Annotated in this window: 26 protein-coding genes; 7 read left to right on the top strand and 19 right to left on the bottom strand. The window is 38.4% G+C overall.

Annotated features, from left to right (window positions below):
* The first annotated feature begins 10 nt into the window (after positions 1-10).
* The 4 genes from CVD27_RS20145 (at position 11) to CVD27_RS20130 (ending at position 3935) form a co-directional block, all read left to right on the top strand.
* Complete coding sequence (locus CVD27_RS20145) at positions 11-2020, top strand: cbb3-type cytochrome c oxidase subunit I (RefSeq protein ID WP_101649837.1); 2010 nt, start codon at positions 11-13, stop codon at positions 2018-2020.
* A 6-nt stretch (positions 2021-2026) separates the two neighbouring features.
* Positions 2027-2635 (top strand): cytochrome (ubi)quinol oxidase subunit III, encoded by a 609-nt coding sequence (locus CVD27_RS20140; RefSeq protein WP_101649835.1) that lies wholly within the window; start codon positions 2027-2029, stop codon positions 2633-2635.
* Positions 2636-2950, top strand: coding sequence for a cytochrome o ubiquinol oxidase subunit IV (locus CVD27_RS20135; protein ID WP_101649833.1), 315 nt, complete (start codon positions 2636-2638; stop codon positions 2948-2950).
* Positions 2951-3020: 70 nt separating this feature from the next.
* Positions 3021-3935, top strand: a complete 915-nt coding sequence (locus CVD27_RS20130; RefSeq protein WP_257984441.1) for a heme o synthase — start codon at positions 3021-3023, stop codon at positions 3933-3935.
* Between the two features lie 352 nt (positions 3936-4287).
* Here the strand turns inward: CVD27_RS20130 and CVD27_RS20125 are convergent, their stop codons facing one another.
* The 13 genes from CVD27_RS20125 to CVD27_RS20075 all read right to left on the bottom strand — a co-directional run bounded on the left by CVD27_RS20125 (position 4288) and on the right by CVD27_RS20075 (position 16316).
* Positions 4288-4518: a hypothetical protein gene (locus CVD27_RS20125; RefSeq protein ID WP_101649831.1), complete on the bottom strand. Its 231-nt coding sequence runs from the start codon at positions 4516-4518 to the stop codon at positions 4288-4290.
* Positions 4519-4571: 53 nt separating this feature from the next.
* Positions 4572-5015, bottom strand: coding sequence for a hypothetical protein (locus CVD27_RS20120; RefSeq protein WP_101649829.1), 444 nt, complete (start codon positions 5013-5015; stop codon positions 4572-4574).
* A gap of 215 nt (positions 5016-5230) precedes the next feature.
* On the bottom strand, positions 5231-5383 hold the full coding sequence (locus CVD27_RS28305) for a hypothetical protein (RefSeq protein ID WP_180960374.1): 153 nt from the start codon (positions 5381-5383) through the stop codon (positions 5231-5233).
* A 322-nt stretch (positions 5384-5705) separates the two neighbouring features.
* Positions 5706-5861 carry a hypothetical protein gene (locus CVD27_RS28300; RefSeq protein ID WP_180960373.1) on the bottom strand — a complete coding sequence of 52 codons (156 nt, stop codon included), beginning with the start codon at positions 5859-5861 and terminating at the stop codon, positions 5706-5708.
* Between the two features lie 207 nt (positions 5862-6068).
* The gene (locus CVD27_RS20115) at positions 6069-6206 is read right to left on the bottom strand and encodes a DUF3934 domain-containing protein (RefSeq protein ID WP_101649827.1); all 138 of its coding nucleotides are present in this window, start codon (positions 6204-6206) and stop codon (positions 6069-6071) included.
* Between the two features lie 18 nt (positions 6207-6224).
* The gene (locus CVD27_RS20110) at positions 6225-7517 is read right to left on the bottom strand and encodes a Zn-dependent hydrolase (RefSeq protein WP_180960372.1); all 1293 of its coding nucleotides are present in this window, start codon (positions 7515-7517) and stop codon (positions 6225-6227) included.
* Positions 7518-7720: 203 nt separating this feature from the next.
* The gene (locus CVD27_RS20105; RefSeq protein WP_101649823.1) at positions 7721-9346 is read right to left on the bottom strand and encodes an ABC transporter substrate-binding protein; all 1626 of its coding nucleotides are present in this window, start codon (positions 9344-9346) and stop codon (positions 7721-7723) included.
* A gap of 34 nt (positions 9347-9380) precedes the next feature.
* Complete coding sequence (opp4C, locus tag CVD27_RS20100; RefSeq protein ID WP_101649868.1) at positions 9381-10286, bottom strand: oligopeptide ABC transporter permease; 906 nt, start codon at positions 10284-10286, stop codon at positions 9381-9383.
* Positions 10287-10326: 40 nt separating this feature from the next.
* Complete coding sequence (locus CVD27_RS20095) at positions 10327-11277, bottom strand: ABC transporter permease (protein WP_101649821.1); 951 nt, start codon at positions 11275-11277, stop codon at positions 10327-10329.
* 19 nt (positions 11278-11296) lie between these two features.
* On the bottom strand, positions 11297-12313 hold the full coding sequence (locus CVD27_RS20090; RefSeq protein ID WP_101649819.1) for an ABC transporter ATP-binding protein: 1017 nt from the start codon (positions 12311-12313) through the stop codon (positions 11297-11299).
* Positions 12310-13332 (bottom strand): ABC transporter ATP-binding protein, encoded by a 1023-nt coding sequence (locus CVD27_RS20085; protein WP_101649816.1) that lies wholly within the window; start codon positions 13330-13332, stop codon positions 12310-12312. Before CVD27_RS20085 ends, CVD27_RS20090 begins: the two co-directional genes overlap by 4 nt.
* Before the next feature lie 60 nt (positions 13333-13392).
* Positions 13393-14601 carry a M20 family metallopeptidase gene (locus CVD27_RS20080; protein WP_101649814.1) on the bottom strand — a complete coding sequence of 403 codons (1209 nt, stop codon included), beginning with the start codon at positions 14599-14601 and terminating at the stop codon, positions 13393-13395.
* Between the two features lie 299 nt (positions 14602-14900).
* Positions 14901-16316 (bottom strand): M20/M25/M40 family metallo-hydrolase, encoded by a 1416-nt coding sequence (locus tag CVD27_RS20075; RefSeq protein ID WP_101649812.1) that lies wholly within the window; start codon positions 16314-16316, stop codon positions 14901-14903.
* Positions 16317-16546: 230 nt separating this feature from the next.
* On the opposite strand from CVD27_RS20075, the gene CVD27_RS20070 reads away from it, so the two are divergent.
* The 3 genes from CVD27_RS20070 (at position 16547) to CVD27_RS20060 (ending at position 18317) form a co-directional block, all read left to right on the top strand.
* Positions 16547-17005, top strand: a complete 459-nt coding sequence (locus tag CVD27_RS20070) for a hypothetical protein (protein WP_101649810.1) — start codon at positions 16547-16549, stop codon at positions 17003-17005.
* A gap of 109 nt (positions 17006-17114) precedes the next feature.
* Positions 17115-17420 carry a transposase gene (locus CVD27_RS20065; protein WP_308301809.1) on the top strand — a complete coding sequence of 102 codons (306 nt, stop codon included), beginning with the start codon at positions 17115-17117 and terminating at the stop codon, positions 17418-17420.
* Positions 17421-17609: 189 nt separating this feature from the next.
* A complete protein-coding gene (locus CVD27_RS20060; RefSeq protein WP_257984440.1) occupies positions 17610-18317 on the top strand; it encodes an AAA family ATPase in 708 nt (235 codons plus the stop codon).
* 92 nt (positions 18318-18409) lie between these two features.
* Here CVD27_RS20060 and CVD27_RS20055 read toward each other — a convergent pair whose 3' ends face one another.
* The 6 genes from CVD27_RS20055 to CVD27_RS20030 form a co-directional block, all read right to left on the bottom strand.
* Positions 18410-19237, bottom strand: a complete 828-nt coding sequence (locus CVD27_RS20055) for a hypothetical protein (RefSeq protein ID WP_101649802.1) — start codon at positions 19235-19237, stop codon at positions 18410-18412.
* Entirely contained in the window at positions 19234-19659 is a 426-nt protein-coding gene (locus tag CVD27_RS20050) for a hypothetical protein (RefSeq protein WP_101649800.1), read from the bottom strand. Before CVD27_RS20050 ends, CVD27_RS20055 begins: the two co-directional genes overlap by 4 nt.
* Positions 19660-19855: 196 nt before the next feature.
* Positions 19856-23077 carry an AAA family ATPase gene (locus CVD27_RS20045; RefSeq protein WP_101649798.1) on the bottom strand — a complete coding sequence of 1074 codons (3222 nt, stop codon included), beginning with the start codon at positions 23075-23077 and terminating at the stop codon, positions 19856-19858.
* Complete coding sequence (locus tag CVD27_RS20040; RefSeq protein ID WP_374703091.1) at positions 23074-23799, bottom strand: hypothetical protein; 726 nt, start codon at positions 23797-23799, stop codon at positions 23074-23076. The genes CVD27_RS20045 and CVD27_RS20040 overlap by 4 nt, the downstream gene beginning before the upstream one ends.
* Positions 23735-25168 (bottom strand): hypothetical protein, encoded by a 1434-nt coding sequence (locus tag CVD27_RS20035; protein ID WP_101649796.1) that lies wholly within the window; start codon positions 25166-25168, stop codon positions 23735-23737. Before CVD27_RS20035 ends, CVD27_RS20040 begins: the two co-directional genes overlap by 65 nt.
* The gene (locus CVD27_RS20030) at positions 25141-26466 is read right to left on the bottom strand and encodes a DUF2399 domain-containing protein (protein WP_101649794.1); all 1326 of its coding nucleotides are present in this window, start codon (positions 26464-26466) and stop codon (positions 25141-25143) included. Before CVD27_RS20030 ends, CVD27_RS20035 begins: the two co-directional genes overlap by 28 nt.
* Positions 26467-26597: the final 131 nt, after the last annotated feature.

Here is a 26597-nt window from a genome sequence, read left to right as displayed (position 1 = left end):
AAACCATTCCATGAATACTTCGCATTTTTTTGTTACAGGCGATCCAATGATCTATGGTGCGGACGTTTCCATTGTTTTAGTAACGATCGGTATTCTCGTCTCACTCACCATGCTAAAAAAATGGGGCTGGCTATGGAGAGAATGGATTACAACGGTTGACCATAAAAAAATCGGGATTATGTATCTATTGGCTGCCTTGCTGATGCTCTTTCGTGGCGGGGTAGATGCGATTTTAATGCGGATACAGCTAGCGGTTCCCAATAGTCAATTTTTAGCTTCTGACCACTATAATGAAATTTTTACCACTCATGGAACGATCATGATATTATTTATGGCCATGCCTTTTATGTTTGCCTTGTTTAATATCGTTGTTCCATTACAAATAGGAGCTCGTGATGTTGCTTACCCATTACTAAATGCCATTAGTTTTTGGGTGTTCTTTATTGGAGCCATGCTCTTTAATATTTCTTTCGTAATTGGCGGATCTGCCAGTTCAGGGTGGTTATCTTATCCCCCTCTATCGGAGACAACCTTTAGCCCGGGGCCGGGACAGAATTTTTGGATTTGGGGCATTCAAATTTCCGGAATTGGCAGTTTGGCATCCGGTATTAACTTTGCCGTTACCATTTTAAAAATGCGGACACCTTCCATGCGCTTAAGGGATATGCCTTTATTTACATGGTCTGTATTAGCGGCATCCATTGCCATTTTAGGGGCATTCCCGATTCTTACTGGTACATTAGGAATGTTAACAATCGACCGTATGCTTGACGGACACTTCTTCACGATGACTAAAGGCGGTAACCCCATGATGTATGTCAACTTGATTTGGATGTGGGGTCACCCTGAAGTGTACATCGTTGTTTTACCTGCGTTTGGAGTATTCTCTGAAGTAGTGGCAACCTTTTCTAAAAAACGAACCTTTGGATACGGTTCGATGGTCTATTCCATGATTGCGATTGCCGTTGTTTCCTACTATACATGGGTTCATCACTTCTTTACCATGGGCGCCGGTGTTGACGTAAATATTACCTTTGCCATTTGTACCATGATTATCGGGATTCCAACTGGTGTGAAAGTGTTCAACTGGCTGTTTACCATGTATCGCGGACGGATCGAGATTTCGCAGCCCATGCTTTGGTTTTTAGCGTTTGTTCCAACCTTTGTCATTGGCGGTGCAACGGGTGTCATGCTTGCAGCTGCACCAGCAGATTATCAATACCATAATAGCTACTTTCTGATTGCCCACTTCCATCAAGTTTTAATCGGTGGTGTCGTGTTCGCTTATCTGGCTGGTATGTATTATTGGTTCCCTAAAATTTTTGGGTTTGAATTAAATTATACACTCGGAAAATGGGGCTTTTGGTTATGGCAAATCGGTTTCTATGTTTGCTTTATGCCTCAATATGCACTTGGATTTATGGGAATGACACGGCGGATTTATATTTATAACCAAACGGAGGGCTGGGATATGGGTTGGGCTCCGCTCAACTTGATTTCGTCTGTTGGGGCGTTCTTAATGGGAGTTGCATTCGCCTTCCAAGTTTGGCAAATCCTTTATAGCATTAAATATGGGAAACGTGATTTCACAGGTGATCCGTGGGACGGGCGAACATTAGAATGGTCGATTCCTTCTCCAGCGCCTCTATACAATTTTGCCATCATCCCGGAAGTAAAAGGCCGTGACGCCTGGTGGTACAAAAAACAAGAAATGCAACAAGAAGAAGGATATGAACAGGAAACACCTAAATATGAACCGATTCATATGCCGAAAAATTCCGGTATGCCTTTTATCATGTCATGCTTCTTCTTTGTTGCTGGATTTGGATTTACATTCGAATGGCATTGGATGGGCTTTTTAGGATTAATCGGCGTTGCAATAACACTCTACGCACGTTCATTCCAATATAATACAGATTATTTCATTCCAGTGGATGAAATTGAACGTACGGAAAATGCTTTAAGGAATCGTTCCACTCTCATTCAAAAAACATCCATGGAAGAAACGTTAGGGAGGTAGTAAGTGGTGTCACAAAGTGTTTCTGCGCAAGCCTCTGGGCATGGTCACGAACATGGCCATGACCAGGGGGAATTAAAGGTTTTAGGGTTTTGGATTTTCCTTGTAACCGACTGTCTATTATTTTCTACATTTTTTGGTGCTTTTGCTGTGTTACGCGATCATACAGATGGCGGATTTACAGCTCATGATTTCGATGTAACTGGGTTTATCCTTGAAACCTTTATTCTTTTAATAAGTTCCTTTACGAGTGGATTAGCCGTATTGGCCATGCACAAAGGAGAGAAAAATTCCCTTATTCGCTGGTTAATTGTAACGGTCCTTTTAGGTGCCTTGTTCGTCGGGCTTGAAATCAATGAGTTTGCAAACATGGTCGAGGAGGGTGCGACCATTTCCAGAAGTGCGTTTCTTACCTCGTTCTTCAGTCTTGTCGGACTGCACGGGGCGCACGTTTCATTCGGTATCATGTGGATGATCGGTTTGATCATCCAGCTTGCCCAAAGGGGCATAACACCCGTGACGAAAAATAAAATCTCGATTATTAGTTTGTACTGGCACTTTTTGGATGCCGTCTGGATCTTTATCTTTACCGTTGTCTACTTAATGGGGGTGATGTAAATGACCAATCATGAACACACTGAACATACTGGAAGCATGAAGGCATACATCATTGGTTTCATTTTATCGATTATTCTGACCATTATTCCACTCCTTCTAGTATTGAATCATATGATGGCAAAAACATCGCTGACGGTTAGTATCCTGATTGCAGCTGTGTTGCAATTTGCCATTCAGCTATTCTTCTTTATGCATATTCGTGAAGGAGACGGACCAAGATACAATGCGATGGCATTAATTTTAGGTTTGGTTTTCGCAGTCACAATCGTCTTTGGTGCCATTTGGATTATGGATTTTAATTATGTGGTTCAATAGAGACTAGATCATCCAACGGGTATATACCCACGATGGATCATGGAAGGTAAACACAAAGGAGTGAGGGATTTTGGCAGTTGTCCCGAAAATAAATCAGGATTCGCCATCTTTATTAAGTCGTTTGACACATACGATTTCCGTATATATAGAAGTAACCAAACCAAAAATCTTATTTATGCTCAGTTTTACTTCCCTGTGCGCTGCCATTGTTGCACAAAGAGGAATGCCATCTATGGATGTCACATTGGCCATGCTTTTAAGTGCGTCATTGTCGGCTGGGGGTTCAGCGGCGATTAACATGTGGTATGACAGGGATGTTGACCACATCATGGAGCGGACAGCCAATCGTCCCCTTCCTTTAGGTTTAATTCAACCAGCATCTGTCTTGAGGTTTGGACTTGTATTAGGTGTATTATCAGTGGTTATCGCTTTTTTCTTTGTCAATCCCCTTACCGCTTGTTTAAATGCTGCGGGGTATTTCTATTATGCTGTCATTTATACGATGTGGTTAAAACGCCGTACACCTCAAAACATTGTCATTGGCGGAGGGGCTGGTGCGTTTCCAATTTTAATTGGATGGTCATCCGTCACGAATAGTTTAGATTTGACAGCATGGTTAATGTTTATGGTGATTTTTCTTTGGACACCGCCACACTCCTGGGCGCTTGCCTTATACAAGAATGAGGAATATACAAAGGCAGGCATTCCGATGATGCCGGTCGTTATAGGTCCTCGTGGAACCAAAATTCAAAGTCTTATTTATATGGTCCTTTTATTTATTTGTTCCATCGTTCTTTACCTACATGGGAACTTTAATACCATTTACCTAGCAGGTGCCATCCTTTTTAACAGCGCTCTCCTGTATTGCACTTTTAGAATGTGGAAAGAAGAGGATCATCTATTTTTTTGGGCAAAACGGACGTTTATTTGCTCTTTGTTCTATATATTAGGGGTGTTTTCAACGATGGTTATGGGGGTTTCATGAAGGAAAATTTTAGTTCATTTAAGGAGGGGACAAATTGAATTACGGACTTATCATTATTCTTAGTTTATTTGCTGTGACTTTTATTATATCCACGATTATTTTTAAAAAAGCAATGAAAGAATAAATGGATAGTTTAAGGGCTTTGTCAAAAAATCTGACAAAGCCCTTTTTATGCCTTTTTTATTCAGTCATCAATTTATAAAACATATATGAGGATAACCCCAACGCTAATGCAAACAACCCAAAATAGCCAACTGTATAATAAATACCCTCCATTTTGTGCCCCTTTCTACTAACAATTTATTGCCTGAAGAAGATTAGACCAGCAGCCTTATGGCAGTATAGGTAGACATCATTCTTTGAACGAATGATTTCTTTGTTGGATAGCTCCTAGAACGGCCCCGAAAATAAGGGTATATCCGGCACCGCCAAAACAACCAAGAGCAAGGTTCAAATGGAAGTTTTCATTCATGGTCCAAGGAGATCCATCCATTGTCCACGGATGACCCGTAAAAAGTTCATATAACATGAAAAGAACTCCTGCCATAACTTCCAAGATCGTTAATTTTATATACCATTTCATATTGTTTCCTCCATTATGTTAGGGATGTATGTATTTGTATTTGTTAAAACTTATTATTTAGTTGATATGACTGAAACACCCAACATGGGTGCAATTTTTTGGAGATTTTTACGATTTTCCACGATCAGCTTGCGACTTTTGGCTTTATTCCTTTGGGAAATGGCTTCTGTTAGCTCATCATATTTTGCATCGATACCACCTGCAAATGTTTTACCCTTTTTCGCGATTAATGAAGGCAGAATGGCATCGTGAAATTCATCATCAAGGTTACGAGAAAGGGTTTTGGCTGCATCATAGTCCTCATTTGCTATAAATTTCTCCATCATTCTAAACCCATAGAACATATCAACGAAAGGCGTGGATAGCGATCGCTTAGCATGAGTCATTTTGTAATCCGATTGAGTATTGAGTTGATTATTGTTTAGTGTATCTCCACAACCTGCAACACTTATTGTCAGTAATGTCCCCATCACTGCGGTCAATATTTTTTTACTCATCTTTTTGCTCCTTTTTTAAAAAGTAAGGATAAAATATCAGGAAAACTTGACATAATAGTACTAAATCCATTGCTATTCTATTATCCCCATTCCTAAACTTTATTATTATTCCTTTAGACAAAGAAAAAAGATGCGATTTCCTTAGAAATCCCATCTTAATTGAAAGCATATATTGATGATGATATTTTCTGATGCAGCAAACGTCTACATAAGCTTTATTGAAGATATGTTTTATCTATTTCTGTTTGATCTTTCTGAATGACTATTGGATTCTTTTCTCCCACATTGGAGAAAATGATAAACAGAACAAACCAGATTGGACTTAACGCAGCAATCCCTCTTATAAAGCCAATCAGAAAATCTAACATATCTTTTCACCTTCCCATTTTTGTTAGTAGACAAGAAAAGGGGTCTCCGTTCCCATTCCGGAATTCTTTCATTCTTTGATAAACGGCATGGAGTATTTGATCATTAAAGATTATGCGTATACTAGGAGTTAAATGTAAACGCTTGCAATTTTAAAGATATAAACAAGCTTCTATATGTGTTCTCCTCCCTCCAGTTTTTTGTATTAAGTATTATATTCTATGTAAAAACAGTAAAATCCTTTCTTTTTTTGAGGACTTTATAAATCAAGGTTGGGAATTGAACCCACCAGACCTGGTGGGTCACTTTAAGTACTAATCACGTCTATGATTTATCTGATGTAATATCGTTATATGGCAGAATCAGTTTTTTTACCTTATCAACGCTCATCGGTTTTATTTCCTTTATTAGTCGTGGAATGGATTGCTCAGGATAACCGTACTCACGAAGTAATTTTTCCATTTCCTCATTATGTACCATATTTTGAAACCTCCATCATCTTTTATTTTTGTAACTTTATTCATGTATTCCGCTTTCATTCAAGTCATTCATCTTTAAGGAACATCCACCATCTGCAATCATTTTCTCAATCTTCCATAGTATTTCCCCCGATCAACCACATAATTAAATCATTTATTTATTCAGATTCTCTAGGTAGCATAAATGAATTAACTATGTGGGTTCTTTTTAAACATCTGTATTTTTTGTACCTTTACTTTTATAAGGTTTTGCACTCTTTTTTTTGTTTGCACTAGATTGCCAACGATTCCACCCCTTCTTGTCTGTTCCTCTCCCGGTTCCACCTTTTCCTTTAGCTTTACTCATAAAATCACCCCATAATAATTATAGTAGTTTTAACGTAGTCCTGAATAATACCTCGCACCCAAGGGCCACATCTTCAAAAGAACTCCACTCATCGGGATGATGACTTATGCCACTCTTGCTCCTGACAAAAATCATTCCAATATCTGTGAGTTCTCCCATCACCATTGCATCATGAGCAGCCCCGCTTGGTAATTCATAAACAGGATACTGTATTTCTTGCAGGGAATCTTTGACTGCTTTCATCACGATTGATGAACTCATCACTGAAGATAGGGATTGAACCGGCCTAATTTCACACCCTAAACCGCGAGTTTCAGCGATTGTCCGAATGGAATGATAGATTTTAGTCACCGTACTTTTACGCCGTTCATTCGATATATCCCGAACATCCAATGTAAAATCCACTCTCCCGGGAATGACATTACTGCTTCCAGGTTTTACTTCCAATTTTCCTACTGTCGCCACACTTCCGCTATTGTCCTGTGCTATTTTCTCAATGGCTACTATACATTCTGCTACAGCTGTTAAAGCATCTTTTCTCTCTTCCATCCAGGTCGTTCCTGCATGCCCCGCTTCACCCAAGATGGTTACTTCCGCCCATTCTCCACCTGAGATCCCCGTAACGATGCCAACAGCTAAATCTTTATTTTCTAACACTTTTCCCTGCTCAATATGTACTTCAATATATGCTTTTACGTCATTTTTACTTAACTGAGCTTGTTCTAAAAGGTCAGGATTAATCTGATTAAAATATTCCCCTTCTCGACTGGCTTGTTTCATGACCTCCAGATAGGAGATTCCATCTTTATCTGTTGCTGAGGCTAAATTTTCCCTTAATTTTTCCGTACCTTCTGTCCCAACTAAAGCGGTACTACCTACAAAACCATAATCAAAACGAGCCCCTTCCTCATCGGTTAAGGATACAACCTTTATCGTTCGTTCCGGTTGAATTCCCTTTTCTTTCAATGTACAAAGCACCTCCACCCCCATTAGAACACCCATGGCGCCATCGAAACGCCCGCCAGAACTTACTGTATCAAGGTGAGAACCTATAAGAATGGCAGGTAATTCGGGATTTTTGCCGATTATTTGCCCAAAGATATTCCCAGCTGCATCCATATAAGGGGATAAATCCGCTTGTTCCAGTAGTTTCAGAAAAAATTTTCGTGCTTCGATATCCTTTTGATCAAATGATGTTCGAGTAACGCCGCCATTGTCTCCTTCGCCTATTTTTCCAAAGGCCATTATTTGGTTCCATAGACGGTTTCCATCAATCGTCAAATTTAAACTTTCCATGAAATTTGCTTCCATAGGATTACATTCTCCCTTCATCCTTATCATGAATCAATGAGGTTATTTTTTCTGACTTTGAATCTTTCAACATAAGGACTCCTCCCATCTAATATACCCTAAAAATTCTTTGACTGGCTTGATAAAACAATGGGTTTAAATTTTAATAAATCATCATAGAAAAGGGCGTCCCTATTTGAAAGGACACCCTAAAACCCGATGACTTATTCTGCTCCAACAAGGGACCAATCCTGCAGCTTATTATGGAATCCGAATATCTTTGGCCCTCCAAATTTTACTTGTTTAGAAATGGCCGCAAAATCATAGTCTGAGTAAAGTGAAATGATCGGTACATCTTTCTCCCAAATGGCTTGGAGCTCATTATATATTTCTTTTCTCTTTTCTGGACTCGCTTCTGATTGGCCTTTTAACAGCAGTTCATCTGACTTTGGATTATCATATCTCATAAAGTTATAGGAACCAGCCTTACTATAAAGAGTGGATATTTCTGGATCCAGATTGAAAGTAAAGCCCATTAATAACAAATCAAATTCACCGGCTTTTCCTTTTTGCATAATGGTCGGAAAATCGTAAGTTGTGACTTTCACCTTTACTCCCACGTCCGTTAGGTTTTGGGTTATAATATCAGCAGACTGTTCACGGACTTTATTACCGATTGGGACGACTAATTGAAGGGAACGGTTAAAGTCCCAGCCGGCTTCCTTCAATAATTGTTTTGCTTTTTCTGGATTGTAGGTGAATTTTTCTAAATCCTTATTAAGGTAAGGGCTGACCGAAGTATACGGCCCATCAACTATTTCTCCTTTTCCTTTTAAGAGTTTATCTACAAACTTTTCACGGTCGATGGCGTAAACGAGTGCTTGACGAACTTTAGCATCTGTTATTTTTGTGGTATTAAACATCATCGTTTGAAAACCAATCGTTGGTTCCACCTTCGTTTTTACATTGTTAAACTTTTCAACCGTTTCATAATCCTGAGCTGGAATCTTTCCAATTCCTGCAGCAACATTCATATGAAGCTCTCCTGTTTGAAGCTGGGCCACTAGGTTGGGGGCCGGCATAATTTTAACAAACAGATTATTCGTCTTTGGTTTTCCTAAATAATAGTTTGGATTGCTTTTAAATTCGACATATTGGTCCTTTTTATATTGAACAAACTTGTAAGGTCCATTTGTCACCGTTGGTTTCATAAAGAAAGGGTCTTTTGCTAAATCAGCAGGCGCCACCTTCTCTAAGACATGTTTTGGCAGAATCATCAATTTTGAGCCCAATTGTTCCTTTATCATATTCGGATCAACAGGTGATTTCGTTTTGAATTCAACGGTATGTTCATCGATCATCTTGACCGATGGAATTTCAGTTTGTCCTTCTTTCAACTTACCTGTATCATCAAGCCCTTCAAAAACGGAGAAATAGTTGCCGACTGTGGTTTCCACTTTCGGGTTGGCAATCAAGTTAAAGGTAAACGCGGCATCCTCAGCTGTAACCGGTTTTCCATCAGACCACTTCGCATTCTGATTCAACTTGATCGTAAAAGTTTGATTATCTGTCGTTTCAATGGAATCCGCCAGTTTTGGGACAAACTGTTGCGGCCCTGTCATTTCTAAAAAGGAATCAAACATAAACTTTTCTATAAAACTAGAGGCAATGTCTGGGGAGCTAATCGTGCTAAAGTTGATCGGCGGATTCACCATTCCGAGATACATGGTTTTGTTGGCTGTACCACTAGAAGCTGTGGAAGAAGTAGTTGAGCTTTTGCCTGAGCATGCTGTTAAAGCCAATGTTAAGACGATAGCGGATAAACTGACTGTTCTCTTTAGATAATCCATAATGTCCCCCTAATTGATCTATATTTTTTATTTATTATTTTAAATTTTTTGGATCCATGGCATCGCGTAATCCGTCCCCCATAAAATTAATGGATAGAACAGCTAACAAAATCATTAAACCAGGAGGTAACCATAACCAAGGCTGCGTGGCTAATACGGTTAGCGACTGGGCTTCATTCAGCATATTCCCCCAGCTGGCTGTTGGCGGCTGTACTCCCATTCCAAGGAAACTTAAGGAGGCTTCTAATATAATCGAAGAAGCGATTCCAAAGGTGGCATTCACTAGAATCGGCGCTAAACAGTTAGGCAAAATATGTTGAAAGAGAATCTTCCAGGAAGGTAGTCCTAATGCCACCCCCGCTTTCACATAATCCATCTCTTTAATGGTCAGGACGCTGCCTCGAACAATTCTGGCAACCGACGGCCAGCCTAATAATCCGATAACAAGAATAATATTAAGAAGACTTGGTCCCATGATACTGACAAGGACAAGGATGACCATAAGATAAGGAAAGGACATAAACACATCCGTAAGACGCATAATGACCATATCCACCCATTTTCCAAAGTATCCAGCCACAGCGCCGAGGATCGTGCCGATCACGACATAAATTGCTACCGCTCCAATACCCACAGCCAAGGACACCCTTGATGCATAAATCAGTCTACTTAACAAATCCCGCCCCACTTGGTCTGTCCCCAATAAATGTTCAGCTGAAGGCTGATCGGCAAATTCCCCGTTCACAGCATAAGGACTCTGAGGTGCCAAAAGGGGAGCGAATAATGCCATTAGAACGATGAAACTGAAAACAATTAGTCCAAAAACGGCTAGTTTATGTTTGAAAAACTTTTTTCTGATTACTTTTAAATAGCTTTCCTCTTTTCCCAGCTCTTGTTTTACTTCCAGATGCGGATCATTGGCCACCGGAATTCCTGCCATTTTAGTTACTAGTGACACCTTAACCTCCTCCTTTCAAAAATTAATTGTACTTAATCCTTGGATCAGCAACGGAATAAAGGATATCGGTCAGCAGATTTGAGAATAGAACCATGAAAGCAGCCAAAAGGTTAATCGCCATTAACACCGAATAATCGCGAGAACCGATAGATTGGATGGTTAATTGTCCAAGTCCAGGCCATTGAAATATTTGTTCTGTGACAACGGCTCCCCCGATTAAAAGAGGGATATCCAGACCAATGATCGTTATAATCGGGATGAGTGCATTTCTCAGTGCATGTTTATTGGTAACAATAAATTCCCCTAAGCCTTTCGCTCTTGCCGTCCGTAAATAATCCTGCCCCAGTACTTCGATCATACTGGACCTTACATAGCGGACCATACTTCCTGCGATTCCGGTCCCGAGGACGATAGCGGGCATGATCAAATGCAATAACGTATCCGTCAACCCCCCATTTCCTCCAAGTGTATTCATGCCGCCAGTTGGTAGGATCTGAGTCATAATGGCGAAGACATAAATCGCACCTAAACCCATAAAGAAGTGTGGAATCGAAACGCCAAGAAAAGAAAAAGTAGTCGTGAAATAATCGATCCATGAATATTGTTTTGTTGCACTTAAAATTCCGATTGGAATGGCAATCAGATAAGCAATGATTAAGGCAGAGCCCATCAGGATAAGAGTTGGACCCAATCGTTCGATAATCATATTCGTAACGGGCTCATAGGTGGAGTAAGAAAAACCAAAATCACCTTTAAGCAAATTCCCCAGCCAATGCCAATATTGGATATAGATTGGATCATTTAACCCTAGAGCTTCTTTCTTAATCTCAATATCTGCCACTGACACATCTGGACTTACATACATGTCGACTGGATTACCAGGTGCTAGATTTATAATTAAAAAGTTAAAGATCGTTACACCAAACAAGACAGGGATAGCGATCAGAATTCTTCGGAAAATATACTGAACCATAGGATCCCTCCTTCCTCGTTTACAATAATGGAAAGTGACAAGCTGTTTGATGATGAAGACCGGTTAATTCCGGGGGTTGCACCCGGCAAATATCTTGAGCAATGGGACATCTTGTATGAAAACTGCACCCTTTAGGAGGGTTGGCTGGACTTGGAACATCCCCTTCTACTAAGATTCGTTCCCTGTTCCGCAAATGTGGATTGGGAATGGGATAGGTACTTAATAAACCTTGTGTATACGGATGTTTCGGCTTCTTAAAAATATCTTCTGTTTTCCCAAGTTCCACAATTTTCCCTAAATACATGACGGCGATTCGATCACTAATATATTTCACCGCACCTAATCCATGGGCGATAAACAGATAGGTCAACTGAAACTCTTTTTGTAAATCCTTTAGTAGGTTCAAGACTTGAGCCTGTATGGACACGTCCAAGGCAGAAACAGGTTCATCACAAATGATCAGTTTCGGATTCAACATCAGCGCTCTGGCAATGCCAATCCGCTGCCTTTGCCCACCGGAAAATTCATGTGGATATCGGCTTCGGTGCAGCTTTGTTAACCCGACAATTTCAAGCATTTCATTTACTTTTCGGTCCACCTCCTCTTTATCTGTCAGTTTATGAGCAAGCAGTGGTTCTGAAAGAAGATCTCCTATCCTCTTTCTTGGATTTAGGGATGAATAGGGATCTTGAAAGATCATTTGCATTTTCGTACGGGTTTTTCTCAAGTTCAATCCACTGATCTCGGATAAATCCATGCCCTCTAAAATGACTTTCCCTTCCGTAGGAGGGTCCAGCTTGACAATGGCCCGACCCGTGGTCGATTTGCCGCAACCAGATTCTCCTACAAGCGAAAGCGTTTCTCCTGGATAGAGGCTGAAGTTCAAACCATCGACGGCTTTTACATGTCCAACCGTCCGGGGAATAATCCCTTTTTTAATTGGATAATATTTTTTAAGATTATGAACCTCTAACAAGGGTACCTCAGGCACTGTTTTTACATGTTCCTGGTTCGCCTCAACCGTTGAAATACTCATACCTGAACCTCCTCAATCGATTTCGTTTTGGTCAGATGCTCTTCTTCTTCCACCAACCAGCATCTGACTTTATGAATTTTTCCTTTATTAATAGAAGAAAGAGGAGGCTTTTCATGCAGACATTTTTCTGTAGCATATGGGCACCTTGTGTGGAACCTGCACCCCTTTGGCATTTGCTGTAAGGTTGGTACCATCCCTGGAATGGAATAAAGCCGTTTATGCTCTTCATATTCAAGGTGAGGAATCGACTCGATTAATCCTTTTGTATAGGGATGTCTCGGTTCATCAAATAAAGTAAACACATCTGCTTCTTCCACCACCTGCCCCGCATACATCACAAGGACTTTATCTGCCATCTCAGCAATCACGCCCAAATCATGGGTAATTAACATAATGGCGGTATCGGACTCTTCTCTCAGTTCTTTCATTAATTCTAAAATTTGTGCTTGAATGGTCACATCAAGGGCTGTCGTCGGCTCATCGGCAATGAGCAGCTTTGGTTTACAAGACAGGGCCATTGCAATCATGACCCTTTGTCTCATTCCTCCCGATAAGGCGTGTGGGTATTCATTCATCACTTCTTCAGGCCGCGGGATTTTTACTTGCTTCAGCATATCAAATGCATATGCTGAAGCATCCTTTGTACTCATTTTTAAGTGAAGTTTGATCCCTTCCATCATCTGGTTACCAATCGTATAAACAGGGTTCAAGGATGTCATGGGTTCCTGAAAAATCATCGAGATCTGATTCCCGCGAACTTGTCTCATTTCGGCTTCTGTTAATTTGTTTAATTCTTTTCCATTCATCTTGACTGAACCATTTTTTATGTAACCATTTTTCCCTAGCAATCTCATAATTGACAAGGATGTAACACTTTTCCCACAGCCAGATTCACCGACAATCCCAATTGTTTCTCCCGGCTCCAGATGGAAAGTCACCTCGTCCACCGAAATCAATTCGCCTTTTTCAGCCATAAAAGCCGTTTGTAGATTTTCTACTTCGATTATTTTGTTGGACATCTCCTCACCCCTTGCCCTGCTTAAAATCAGGTAAATTCTTGACCTTCTTCTCACTTGTTTTTAATAAGCGGGTTCCTCGAGAATCTGTTCCACGTTCTCTACCGTATATTGATGAACCATGCTTAATAGGGCTTTTCCAGCATAGATCATCGCTTTTTCATCAAAATTAAACTTTGGATGATGATGCGGGTAGGAGGCTCCTATTTCTTCATTCCTGGCACCTGTATGAAAGAACATCCCTGGCTTCTCCTGTAAATAGTAAGCAAAATCCTCCGCTCCCATGATTGGGGTCATGTCTACAAGCATGCCTTCCTCTAATGTATTTTTGATTGTCTCTTTAAAAACTTGCGTTTCTCGGTCATGATTAAACAGGGCCGGATATCCGTTGTTATATTCAATTTCGTATTCAGCATGGAAGGCGGAGCATATCCCGCTGACCATTGATCTAAACTCTTCCTCGATTTGAACTCTTACGTCTTTGTCAAACGATCTGATGGTACCGGTTAATACGGCGGAATCCGCGATCACATTCGATGCATTTCCTGCATGGAAGGAACCGACTGATACAACGGCGGAATGTTGTGGATTTACGCGTCGGCTTACGATGTATTGGAGCTGGGTGATGATTTGTGCACCGATGGCAATGGCATCAATCGTTTCATGTGGTGAGGATCCATGTCCGCCCCTTCCCTGAATCTTAATCTTAAAGGCATCTGCAGCAGCCATCGTATAACCGCTTTTCACTAAATACGTGCCAAGTGGAGAACCTGATGCTAAATGTGTTCCAAACACCACATCCACTCCATCTAAACAACCATCCTCGATCATCGCGATGGCTCCCCCCGGTGCTAATTCTTCCGCATGCTGGTGAAGAAGCACAACATTTCCGGATAACTGTTCGCGATTCTCGCTTAATACCTTTGCAACCGCGAGTAACGTTGCGGTATGGCCATCATGACCGCAGGCATGCATGACACCAGGTACTTTGGACTTATAAGGGACTTCCTTTTCATCCTGAATAGGAAGGGCATCAAAGTCTGCTCTTAGTGCAATGGTTTTCCCTGGCCTCGCTCCCTTAATGATACCGACTACCCCTCTTCCTCCCACTTTTGTTCTTACTTCAATACCAAAATCAGACAAAATTTCTGCAATTAACTTCGGTGTCTCCACTTCCTGGAATGAAAGCTCCGGGTATTGGTGCATATGCCGTCTCCACACCACCATCTGCTCGTACATTTGTTCCAACTGAAAATGCCAATCCTTAATCACAAAAATCCCTCCGTTTCATTTTTTGATCTTGCTAGATTACATGTGATGTTATTTAAATTAACATGCAATCTTTATGTCCCTGAGTATAATGAAGAATCTTCCAAGAGTCAACCTACTATTCTGATAATTTAGAATATTAAAATAATAATATAAGCGCTTTCTTTCCTGTTCTTTTCATAAAGTAAACGGTTTCTATCTAACTGGAAAATTCTGTGTTAGTATTTCTTACATTTTGTAAAAAAAGCAATGTCCACATAATGAAGGGACATTGCTTTCGTTAAAAAACACATATAAAAGGTTTATTTTATCCCTTCTAGTTTCTCCTGTGAAGCGTGTAACGCGGCTGGAAAGCCTAAAAGCATATAAGCCATATGGACGATTCCATCCTCAAAATCTTGTAGTCTGATCGATTCATTTGGTGCATGGGCCTTTGATCCAACCCAGCCTACACCTGTGCTAATGATCGGCAGCTGAAGCTGTTTACCGAATTCAAACATCGGACCCGTGCCAGCAGAGTTAGGAGCTAATATCCCTTCCTTTTGGTACACTTCTGTGGCCGTTTCCATGACATGAGAGATAAATGGGTGACTAAAGTCTGACCGGTAGGCCTTTTGCCCATTTACAAGGGTGACCTCGATATCATAAAATCCGTGCTTTCCTAAATGCTTTTGAATACAACTGCGTATATGATTTGGATCTTGACCAGGTACCAAACGACAATCCACTTTTGCCTTGGCCACTTTTGGCAGAACGGTTTTTGCCCCTTCTCCCGTATATCCACTTATTAATCCACAAATGGTCATGGTTGGATGTAAGACCATCGCTTCTCTTGGGTCTTGTCCTTTTGCTGCTGTAATCAGCGGCCTTTTTATTCCGTATAGGGCCGATACAGCCTCTTCATTGAACGGCAGGGCACGGACCGCCTGTTTGACTGCTTCGGAAGGCTCAACCATGCCATCATAGAAACCTTCTACTAGAATTTCATTTTGCTGATTTTTCATAGAAGCAAGCGCCTGAACTAAACGCCATGCCGCATTATCCACATATGCACCCACAGAAGAATGCATATCAATCTCTGCACCAACACAAGTGAGCTCTAAATAGGCCATTCCCTTTATTCCAGCAACCATGCTGATTCTGTCTTGTTCGTCTTTCCCTCCAAATTCCCAAATACAGGCGTCGGCCTTAAAGCGATCACGATATTTTTCAAGGTAAGGTGAAAGATTTGGCGAACCTATTTCCTCTTCCCCTTCAATTAAAAACTTAATGTTACACGGCAATCCTCCCTGTGTCTTTTGTAATACCTTTATCGCTGTTAATCTAGCAATCAAGTCTCCTTTATTATCGGCAACCCCTCTAGCGAATAAGTTCCCCTCTCTAATCGTGGGCTGAAAGGGTTCAGAGATCCATTCATCAAGTGGTTCGGGTGGCTGCACATCATAGTGGTTATAGAAGAGTAATGTTTTCGTCGAATCCCCATTCCTTCCTGCTGGAAAAAAACCATAAATGACGGGGTTGCCGCCTAAATCATCAAGAACCTCAGCTTCCCCTTTTGCCTCTTCAATCATTTTTACAACAAAGCGGACCGTTTCCGGAATGGCTGAATTTTGTGCAGAAATAGTCGGGAATGTTAAATATTCCTTTAACCATTCGATGGCATTGGAAATAGATTCCTTTGTTACATTTCTTAAATCGGTTAAATTTTGGTTTTTCATAAAAATCTCCTTTTTATTTTTTTAATAGCTTATTCAAACTTAAATAATTTAAAATATTCTGTAAACTACTATGTAATGATACTTAACAATCTTTTTCCTATTATTACCTTCAGTATCATCCAATTTTATTTGGTACTTTAAATTCGATTACTTCAAAGTGTATTTGTACAATCATTTCATACATATTTCAATATCATATATTAGTAGCTTGAAAAGGTGGTGATTAAAAAGTGTCGGACCGAAATTGGAAGAAATCGAGAGCGGCTTATGGTTATGTTACTCTGATAGGTACGGAGGCAATACTAGTAAAACCCAATGAGAATATCCACTTTAACGAACATGGCTCATTAAAAAATATAAGATTTTCCCGGCATAATGGTACATTAACCGTTTTAGAATCGGGAGACTATAAGATTGAATATACATTGCTAATCGATGGTCCTGCTTCAACTTCAATATATGGTATATTCTTGAATCATGCGTTGGTTCCTGATCATCTAACCAGCTTTGGGATCACAAGGCAAGTGAATAATGCTACGCTCATGCTTGTAGGACAAGCAATTATCCATATTCCCAAACATTCAACCATGGAGCTTAGAAATATAGGAGATTCTACAGACACCCTATTACCTATTTTACAGAACATAAGTATTAATGCTGCATCATTATCAATTGTGAAACTTAGTTGAAAGCAGTTTTCTAATAAATACTATGGGGGCACACCGTTTCACCAGAAATCATTTATGTAGTTCTGTTTATTCTTCTTTTATATAGAGAAGAATGGTATTTGAGGTGATTATGATGAAAATACTTTTAATTTTGGGTAGTATTTTTATCCCTTTATTAATGGTTGTCCTTCAAAGAAAATGGCTGAAGTCCCAGAAATTTTTTCATTTAGCAGCCATCCTATCTGCACTAATTTTTGGAAATATCTCATCTACCGCCATATACAACATAATTAAAGATGATACCGTTTTTATGACCAATATTCATAGTATTTTTCTAAATCCTTTTTTCTTAATTACAGGAGCCTATTTAGGATTGTATGTTCTCTATATCCTGATTTTACAATTCTTCAATCAATGGTTCCGGGACAATATATAGAATGAATTTAGATTAAAATCTTATTCAGCCCAAAATCATGGGGACAGTTCTCCTAGCTTATAAACCTAAAGAACCGTCCCCATGATTTTTATTGTCCCGCTTCATTCCATACCTATGATAAAATTAAACAAAAAATAAGGTAGTTGATACATGGTGATGAATTCTCCCTATGTGAGAAGTGTGGTATTAATGAGAGAAGATGTACCTGGATTTACTGAATATCCATTTAATCTTCCTAGTATAAGGACTCTAAATCAACTGACATTTCATCCAAAAGTTACCTACCTTATAGGTGAAAATGGAATGGGAAAATCTACTTTATTAGAGGCGATTGCGGTTTCCTTAGGTTTTAATCCAGAGGGTGGTTCTTTTAACTTCAACTTTTCTACGTTTGATTCTCATTCTGAATTAACCAACTATATCAAACTTATAAGGGGCGTTGATAAGCCAAGGGATGGCTTTTTCTTACGGGCGGAAAGTTTTTATAATGTGGCTTCCAATATTGAGGAATTGGATCAGGGCGGTGGTGGTCCTAAGATCATAAATTCGTTTGGCGGACAATCCCTTCATGAACAATCACATGGGGAGGCATTCTTCTCTACCTTTGTTAACCGTTTTGGAGGAAATGGCATTTATATACTTGATGAGCCTGAAGCTGCTCTTTCCCCCTTACGGCAAATGTCGATGGTTACTCGAATCCATGACCTAGTGAATCAAGACTCACAACTTATTATTGCTACTCATTCACCGATTGTTATGTCTTATCCAAACTCTATCATATATGAGTTAAGCGAAGAGGGAATACAAGAGAAAAAGCTGGAAGAAACCAATCACTTTCAGATTATGAAACAGTTCTTAAATGACCCGAAAAGAATGCTTCATCATCTTCTGGAATAAGCTATATGAAAAATACCACCTGTAAGAAACTTCTGACTACGGGTGGTTTTCCTATTTTCCTAGCTATTTAGTTCGTACTTCTTTTCCGCCTTTTAAACGGATGATTTTGCACGTTTTTGTATATTTTCATACCGATGTATTAACAATTTATAGATTAATTCTTTTCTTAGAGGAGAAAGGTAGTCTGAATACTTTTCAATAATAGATTTAAACTCTTTATTCTCAATATTTAAGTTAATATGATTATATACCTCTTTACCCACCATTCTAATTTCAATAGCATGTTCATTTGCAAAAGCTTTTGCTGGAGTCTCTGCATGGAGGATATTTTGTTCAAATAAGTCTTCATTTTCTTTTAAATCAAGTAAATCCTCTTCAAATTCCCAATTAGCTAACAATGAAGAACCATTATCAAAAATGGGAGCTATTGTTATAGTACCATCTTTGAGTAAAGCAATTTCTATATTTCTTAAATGTCTATCATAATTGTCAATAAGATAATCGAACACAAGCATTTTATCAATATCTAACTTAATCTTCTCGGAAATACTAGTAATTCGATTATATTGCTCCTCTCGAGAAAGCTTACCTGGATGTAGTTTTAGCAAATATGAAAACGCAGATACCTTTTCCTTAATCGGACGTTTATAGAAATAGTCTTCACTTACACAAACATCTATTATTTCATGTTCCGATATATATAGTTTATCTAACCAGTACGGCACTACATCTATGCCTAATAATAAACCAACCTCATAGGCAATACATTCCATTATCGCTTCGACATGATATGTATGATTTGATTTATCAAGTGAGGATGCTTTAATATAATAGTTATTTTTTTCGTCATACCACTTTCTTATTACCCCGATGCTTGATTCAGCGTTATCCAATTCCCTTAGATCATCTAGATAAATCATTTTTTATCATCCCACTTTTTAAGAATGGTGTTTTTAAACGTATCATTAGGATAAAATTTAATCCAAAAACTGTCATAACGACTGCTTGCTCTAGTATGCTTTATAATGGCAAGTTGGTCATACTCCGATAAATTTACTTTTTTTAGTAATTCATCAGATGCTTGTCTATCTGGTGGAAATACTCTTTCTTCTATCCAGTTTTGTATGATGGACTTATGATGATGAGAATTTTTAAATTTTGATATAAAATTTTCATTTATATCTAAAAACGCCCAGGGTATTTTATTCTTAGATGTATAAGAAATTAAATCTAATGAATATTCATATTTACCAAAGGAATCCATATCAATCGTAATAAAGCCAATTGTTGTACCTTTATACATAAAAGGGTATGTTTCCGGTTCAAAAAAATAATTAGCCATGTAGTTCAACTCCTTTGATTAACTGCTATATAAAATATTATTAATTACTTTGATCAATACATCAAGTGTTTCCCTAAATCCTTAAGGGAGTTGCCCAAAAAGTTAATATCTGACTTTTTTAACAACCCCTAGCTCTCCCATTTACTCTACGATATTTATCGCTTATTACAAATTATAAAATGAAAGTTTTATCATTTTATTTTTGAGTAATCAGGCTCTCCTCCGTTTTCACCAAGCCCACCACTTTACTTTGTGGAATGGTTGGGTCATGATGAACTACGAATGCTTTCTTAAATCGGTTTAAATAGGTCTCTTCATGGGATTTTGGCGTTAGAATAATTAATTTTCTTTGCAGCTCCTGAACATATAAATCAAATACTTTAGATTTTCTATTTTCATCTAGAGCACTGTCAAACTCATCTAATACAATGAATCCTGGAGAAGTCTTTAGATTTTGCAGAAGGGCCAATGCGAATAGAAGAGAACTCAACGATTCTTCTCCTCCTGACACGCCTTTCCCAACCTTGCCTCCCCTTGCTTTGACACTTACATCTTCCATTACACCACGATGGCCTTCTTTACGTGCTTTTATAAAAAGCTTAAAATGAGTCCGATTCTGCCTATCCTCATATGATTCCCAGCTAATTTCTCCATCAAATTGAAAGTGAGCCATATACGATTTAAATCGCTGCTGTATTTCTAGAACACGCATATTGACAGTTTTCTCCAGATGATCTTTTAGTTGATCGGTTCGTTCCTGATCTTGTGCTAATAAAATTTTCGTCCGATTACACTCGTTATCTAATCGTTCAAATTCTTTCTTTACTGCTTCATAGTTTTCAGGTGCAGCAGGATCTACTTCCTCGTCCAATGCATGATTAAACTTCACTAGACCTTCTTCACGCTTATTCATCATTTGCTGGATAGACGTTTCTGAATCCGTTTTAACGTTTGAAATAATCTTTTGATACAAACTGGAGTGGATCTTTTGTAGATTTGTGAGCTCATCCATGTATTGAATTAGTTTCATCTGACTCAATTCAATTCTATTTTCCGCATCCCTTTTTTGACTTTCAAAAATCCTAAGGTCTCGCGAGTAAATATCTAACTCCTCTTGTAACTCTCCAATCTTTCGTTCAACATGTTTTATATCTCTGCTTACTTTATCATATTGGTCATCAAGAATATCACGCTGCGTTTTCATTTTAGAAATTAGTTTTTCTTGTTCCGTATACGAAGCCTTTAACTGTGTAAGGAATTGAAATCTCTCTTTCATTTGACCAATCTCTTGGTATATTTCTTCTTCCTCTTTTAAAATATTTTCTAATGATGATTGCTCAATTATCAATCTGTTGAAATGACTTATTGAGGTTTCAAGCACAGTAATTATGGATTTTAAATTTTTCTCTTCAGCTCTAACTTCATCCAATTTTCTTTTCAAATTGAGTCTTTCATATTCCTTCGTCATAAATGCTTCTGCTTCTTTTACAGACTGAATTACACTATTCAGATGACGGATTTTCTTAGTGTTGTCTACGATTTCTTCTTCCAAAGAATCTTTAGCCTTTTGCTTTTCTTCCAGTAGTGCCGCTACTTTTTCTTTTCTCGCTTTTAATGCTTTTTCACTAAGAATGTACTTTTCTTTTTCCTGAGGGCCTCTTATTCCCATTCTATCAATGAGGATATCGTTTTTTATGGTATACTCCTGATTATTGAAAAATTGTTCCACCCACCACAAAGCTTTCATGGCAAATGGGAGATCAACATCTGGCAAACCGTCTTTCACTTCAAGATGCAGGATAGGCAGCTTTGTAATCGAACGATCTGGAATGATTCCCTTAAGTGAAACATGATACAAATCATTAGGCGGTATGATCTCTTTACCATTAAAGAAAATAGTATATTTAATGGCATTGAATAGCTTCTCATCCTGCAGCTGTGCCGTTGAATCTAATTGAATTAATTCACGAAGTGGATAGGCCTTTATTTGATGGATTTTTAATAATTTTAAAGATTCTATTTGGCGGCTTGACAACATCCGATTTTCTCTCAGTATATCTTGTTCATTTTCCAATTCTTTTAATTGATTGGATAAGACATGCTTTAAATCCTTCTTGTGCTCCAAATCCATGTCTAAATGATCAAGTGTTTCCTGAACAATATGGCTGCTAGTATAGGTTCGTAAGCATTCTTGATGTTTGAACTCCAGTTCTTTATTTGCTTCGATTTCATGGGTGAGTTTTATCTTCACTTCAACTTCTTTGAGGAACTTGTCTTTTTTTATTTTTAGATCCTCTTGGTTTTCTTTTAAATCCTCTAGCGTTTTGCTCTGTTGCTTCTTCAACGCTTTTAAATCTAGCTTCACTTCTTCTTCCGATCGAGTAAGCCTGTTTTTCTTAGCTGACGTAGCCGATAGCTCTTCTTCTAACCTAACGATATCTTCCCTTAATTGTTTAGCCTTATTTTGACTGGTTATAATCTTGTTTTCAATTTCTTGTATTTGTAAATTTAATTGAATACTAGATTGTTTCAAGTCCTGTTTGGCTGCTTCATTTTGGTCTTTCTTTACTTTTGCTTCCATTTGCTTTTGTAAGCAATTTTCAAGGTCAGTCATTAGCTGAATTTGAATCTCTTTATCCTTTTCAATCTCCTTTATATGAGAATGTTCGAGATTTAATAATGCTTCTATATATTGTTTCGCACCATCGTTCAGCCTTTGTTGATGATCATGATAGTGATCAAGTTCTCGTTTCTTTAGCGTTAATTCTTGTTTTTTGATCTTTACATTTGTTTCTGCATATCGTAATGATTCTTCTGTATCCTTTAACTTTTCAATACTTTCTTCCCAATCACGCTGCGTTTTATCAATGCCGTGCATTTCACTGAAAATCCGAAATCGCTCCTCAGGACTCATAACGGCAAATTGATTGACTTCTTGTTGATACCAGATTAAATAAAATAAATCCGGATCAATTTTATATTTATATTGCAGGGCATGCCGATAGGCTGAAAAATTATATATTCGATCACCTGACGAATATCGAATCGTTTCATCCCATTGATCCATTTCCTCTCCAGTGGAAATCCAGTATTCCTTCTTTATAGGCTGTCCAGGTTCTTGCACCATGTTTAACGAAAATTCAATAAATCGCGGTGCATCGATTTTCATTAGGCTAGAGTTATTGAACAATAATGTAATTCGGGACTTCCATGTTTGATCGGGAGAAAGATTTCGCGACTTTAACCCTTCTATAGCAACCTTTGAAGAGTATAAAACGGCTCCCATACAAAAAGTGATCGTGGATTTTCCTGCACCATTTGGACCTGTTATCATGACATGCTCATTAACGCCGGATAAATCGATTAATGTTGGTCTGTAATCCCGAATACCGGTGAAGGTTAAACGCCAAGGAATCATTCTGACTCTCCTTTCGGAACATAATTATAACGACGAAAAAACTTTAAAACTTCTTCTTTATTTAACTGAGTGGATTGACTGAATTCTGCTGTTCTTTTTAAAAAGGAATCAGAAAACATATGCACCCCGATCGCTGTGATTTGATACGCTTTTTCCTGAGAAGTCGTATCATACTCTTCCAGCGCGCCAATTTTTCTAAGTGGATCAATATTTGCGAGAATCCTAGAATTAGCTTTAGTCGTCTCATGACCGAATGCATCCAATAACTGATCTAATGTTGTAAATTCGTGCTGCAAGACTTCCTGCTGGTAAAAAATATATAACAAAATCGATAGACTTTCTTTATTTAACGTACTCCTAGCAGCTTTGGCAGGCACTCTCATCATAACGATGACTTGGTCGCGGCGTTCATCATAAATTAATTGAAAATAACGGGCAATTGCTTGGTTAACCCTAGTTAAAAAAGAGTAAAATTGATCTTCTTTTCCTTGAATATTGAGTTGTTTTTCCACTTCTTTCCGTGATAACCCAAAATTACCGGATCGAACAGATGCCGAAGAAGAATACATGATATTCATAAAAACCATTTCTTCTTCCTCCGTTAAAATACCTCTAATGGCTTGAAGGGCATATAAAGGATTTGAACTTGAAAAAGACTCATTCGCTGTTTCGCTTTTCTTGTCCTGTATTTCGTTTTCGGACAATGTTGACTCTGTCTTCATCATTCATCCACTCCCAATTTCGATTAAATGTTGGTAATTTATTTTTCTGATTTGATTTTTCGACTGTAACCTTTTTATTTCCTACTAAAGCAGAAATGGCAGTTAGCGCATTGACAGCATCGCTCCATTCTGATGACGTCGCCTTAATGATGACCTCTTCGAGTGGTGTTTCTTCATGTTGTTCAAGAAATTCTTCAATTTTAGATGTCTCAATCATATTTTTCGTCAACAGCCAATTTGTTTCCCTCATAAGTTCATCTAAATCCGTTTGTGAAATAACGTTTGTTTCAAATTCGGGATCCACATCGATTTCATCTATATTTTCAGTAAGTGGTTCATACTCCTCCATATATGTTAGTGCCTCATCAATAGCAAGGGCTGGAATAGGAGCTGCAAACTTAACGGGTATCCACAACCCATCCATTGCTTCACCTTCATATTGATTTTGTTCCATAAAACTAAGTAATTGATATATATTTGGAACGTCTGATTCAATTGGAGGGTCAAACATTTTAACGATAAATTCACGTACTTTCTCTGGATTCAAGGTAGAAGACAACGGAGTATTCTGCATTGTGGTAAATTTCAAGTATTTAGTAATCATTCCTAAACTGAGATTCGTTCCTTTGGCTAAAGCAGCCGTTCCTCGTTGCATTAGTTCTGTTAAAACTAAACTTTCTTCCATTGTCTGAAATTGACGAAACCGTTCTTGAAGTTTGCCTTCAAGGTCCTTCATTAATTCATGAATTAATTCCAATTGTGGAAGAGCATTACGATCCGCTAACATTTCGAGTTCTCGTTCTTCCATTAATTGTATGGCATCTGCTACATTCTTAATCATACTTGCGATTTTATTACCGCCCGAAATCCCCTGATCATCATAAGCTTCACTTATTTCCGCATCCCGCCTTGCCTGGAAAAGTGATCGTCCTATATCATCATGCATGTGGTAAGCGAGGGAATCGTTTGCCAATCGAATCAAAACATCCATCATCCGCTTCCCCACATCACGCATTTTAATCAATCGCGAATGCTTAGAAATCCAATTATATTTGGCAAGAATATTAACAATCTGCTCTATTTTCTTTTTAGTTGGAAATTCAGGATCACTATATCTATTTCGGTAACGGTAATAGAGTGTTTCGGAGTTCTCGATTTTTTCATCAAGTCCTAATGCTTCTTCATTAATGAGCTGAATGATACGCAAAAATCTTAAAATTTCCATCGGAGACTGATAAAACGTGTGCGAACCTAGATCGCTTAAAACACCTGATAATGAAGAAATGTCCTTCATTGCCTGAAGGACTTCGGGAGCTGAATCATCTGAATTAAAAATTGATACTATTGAAGCTGAATCCATTTTTTCCAATCTTCGCTACCCCCTAATATTTGTTCCTGTTCCACTCCGTCATTTACTTTAAAATGCTTTGTGGATTCTTCATACTCCCTCCATGACGTTAGGACATTTTGGTCATGCGTCACCCATTTCACTACATTCTTATGATATTTCGATATGACTTCATAAAGTTCTGCCGCAATATAAATTCCATCCTTATCATAATCAGTCCATATCAACACTTGCGTAAAATGGCTATTTTTAGTCAATTGCAATAAGCATTGTCTATGAGAGGAACGGAGATGACCATCCACACATACCATTAAAATCTCGTACTCTTTTAAAAAGTTCTTCTCAGCAGAAAATCTAGTTAAAATAGCTCTATTCTCCACTAGCCATAAAATCTTAGCAGAGGATGTATAATCTTCCTGCGCAATCGCTAAATCCGTTAGAGCATGGACTGGCCCATACTTATATTCTGAGTAGCTTCCCGAAATGAGTCCTGAAAAAAATAATGGTGTAATTTTCCCTAAGCTAACCAAGCCAATATTTGATGCAGGACATTCAATGATTTCTTCCAATTGTGTTAAAAAGTCATCCTTGTAAGAATCGAATTTTTTAGAACCACCAATTTCCTGATAATAATGTGCACCAATTTCTTTCCAATCAAATTCCGATTTTTTCAATGACAATTGCAGCAGAGCTGCCAAGAAATGAAGAAACATTAATTTCTTATTTAACACCCATTTTTCTGTCAAAAAGGTAGACTCCAATAGAACTGCATTTTCTTTACTCAATTGGATAGAAATAAACTCATATAACTTTAATAAAGGTTTGCTATTGATTGAAAAATCTGAGACCGAAGAAGTTTCAACTATTGATACAAGTCGATTTTTCCAATCGTCAATCTCATTCTCCAGATTTTTCTGTGTCTGAATTTGTAAGGCTTGTTGTAAACGATACAACCGGTAACCCATTCGGTAATGAATTGTATCGACCGATCTCCCATCTTTCATAAACCTTATTTCTTTGACAATCCATCCTTCGCTTAACCACTCTAAAATATCTGATTCAGAATAATCACTTTGGTCAATTTTTTTCCGAGGGGTAATAGGAAAGTGCTGTAGGTGGTCCACTCGTTCAGGGGCACCATCTGAAAATGAATCCAGGGAACAAGTAAGTACACCTACCTGCTTAATTCGTGTAGACAAACGTTTTATAATTGGAATATCTTTAATGGAGTTAGTCTCTGTATCTAAGTGCGTTAGCTCTAATACTTCCCCTTTTTTTAAAAAGTAGGTTTGAAGAAATGATAATAAATTGTGATTCAAGCGATTCAGTCCTCTATTAATTACTCTTTTATCATTATTGTAACAAATATCATCTATAAGAGTTATGGAAAAAGATAGGTTTGTAATGATTTGGCAATGAGGAAAAAATGCCTAATCTCGATTGGTAAGGG

Origin of the sequence: Neobacillus cucumis (assembly GCF_002860255.1) — a bacterium.
In the GTDB taxonomy this organism is placed as follows: Bacteria; Bacillota; Bacilli; order Bacillales; family Cytobacillaceae; genus Neobacillus; species Neobacillus cucumis_A.
Note: the sequence above shows the minus strand (reverse complement) of the source record. Positions and strands in the feature narration are given on the sequence as shown.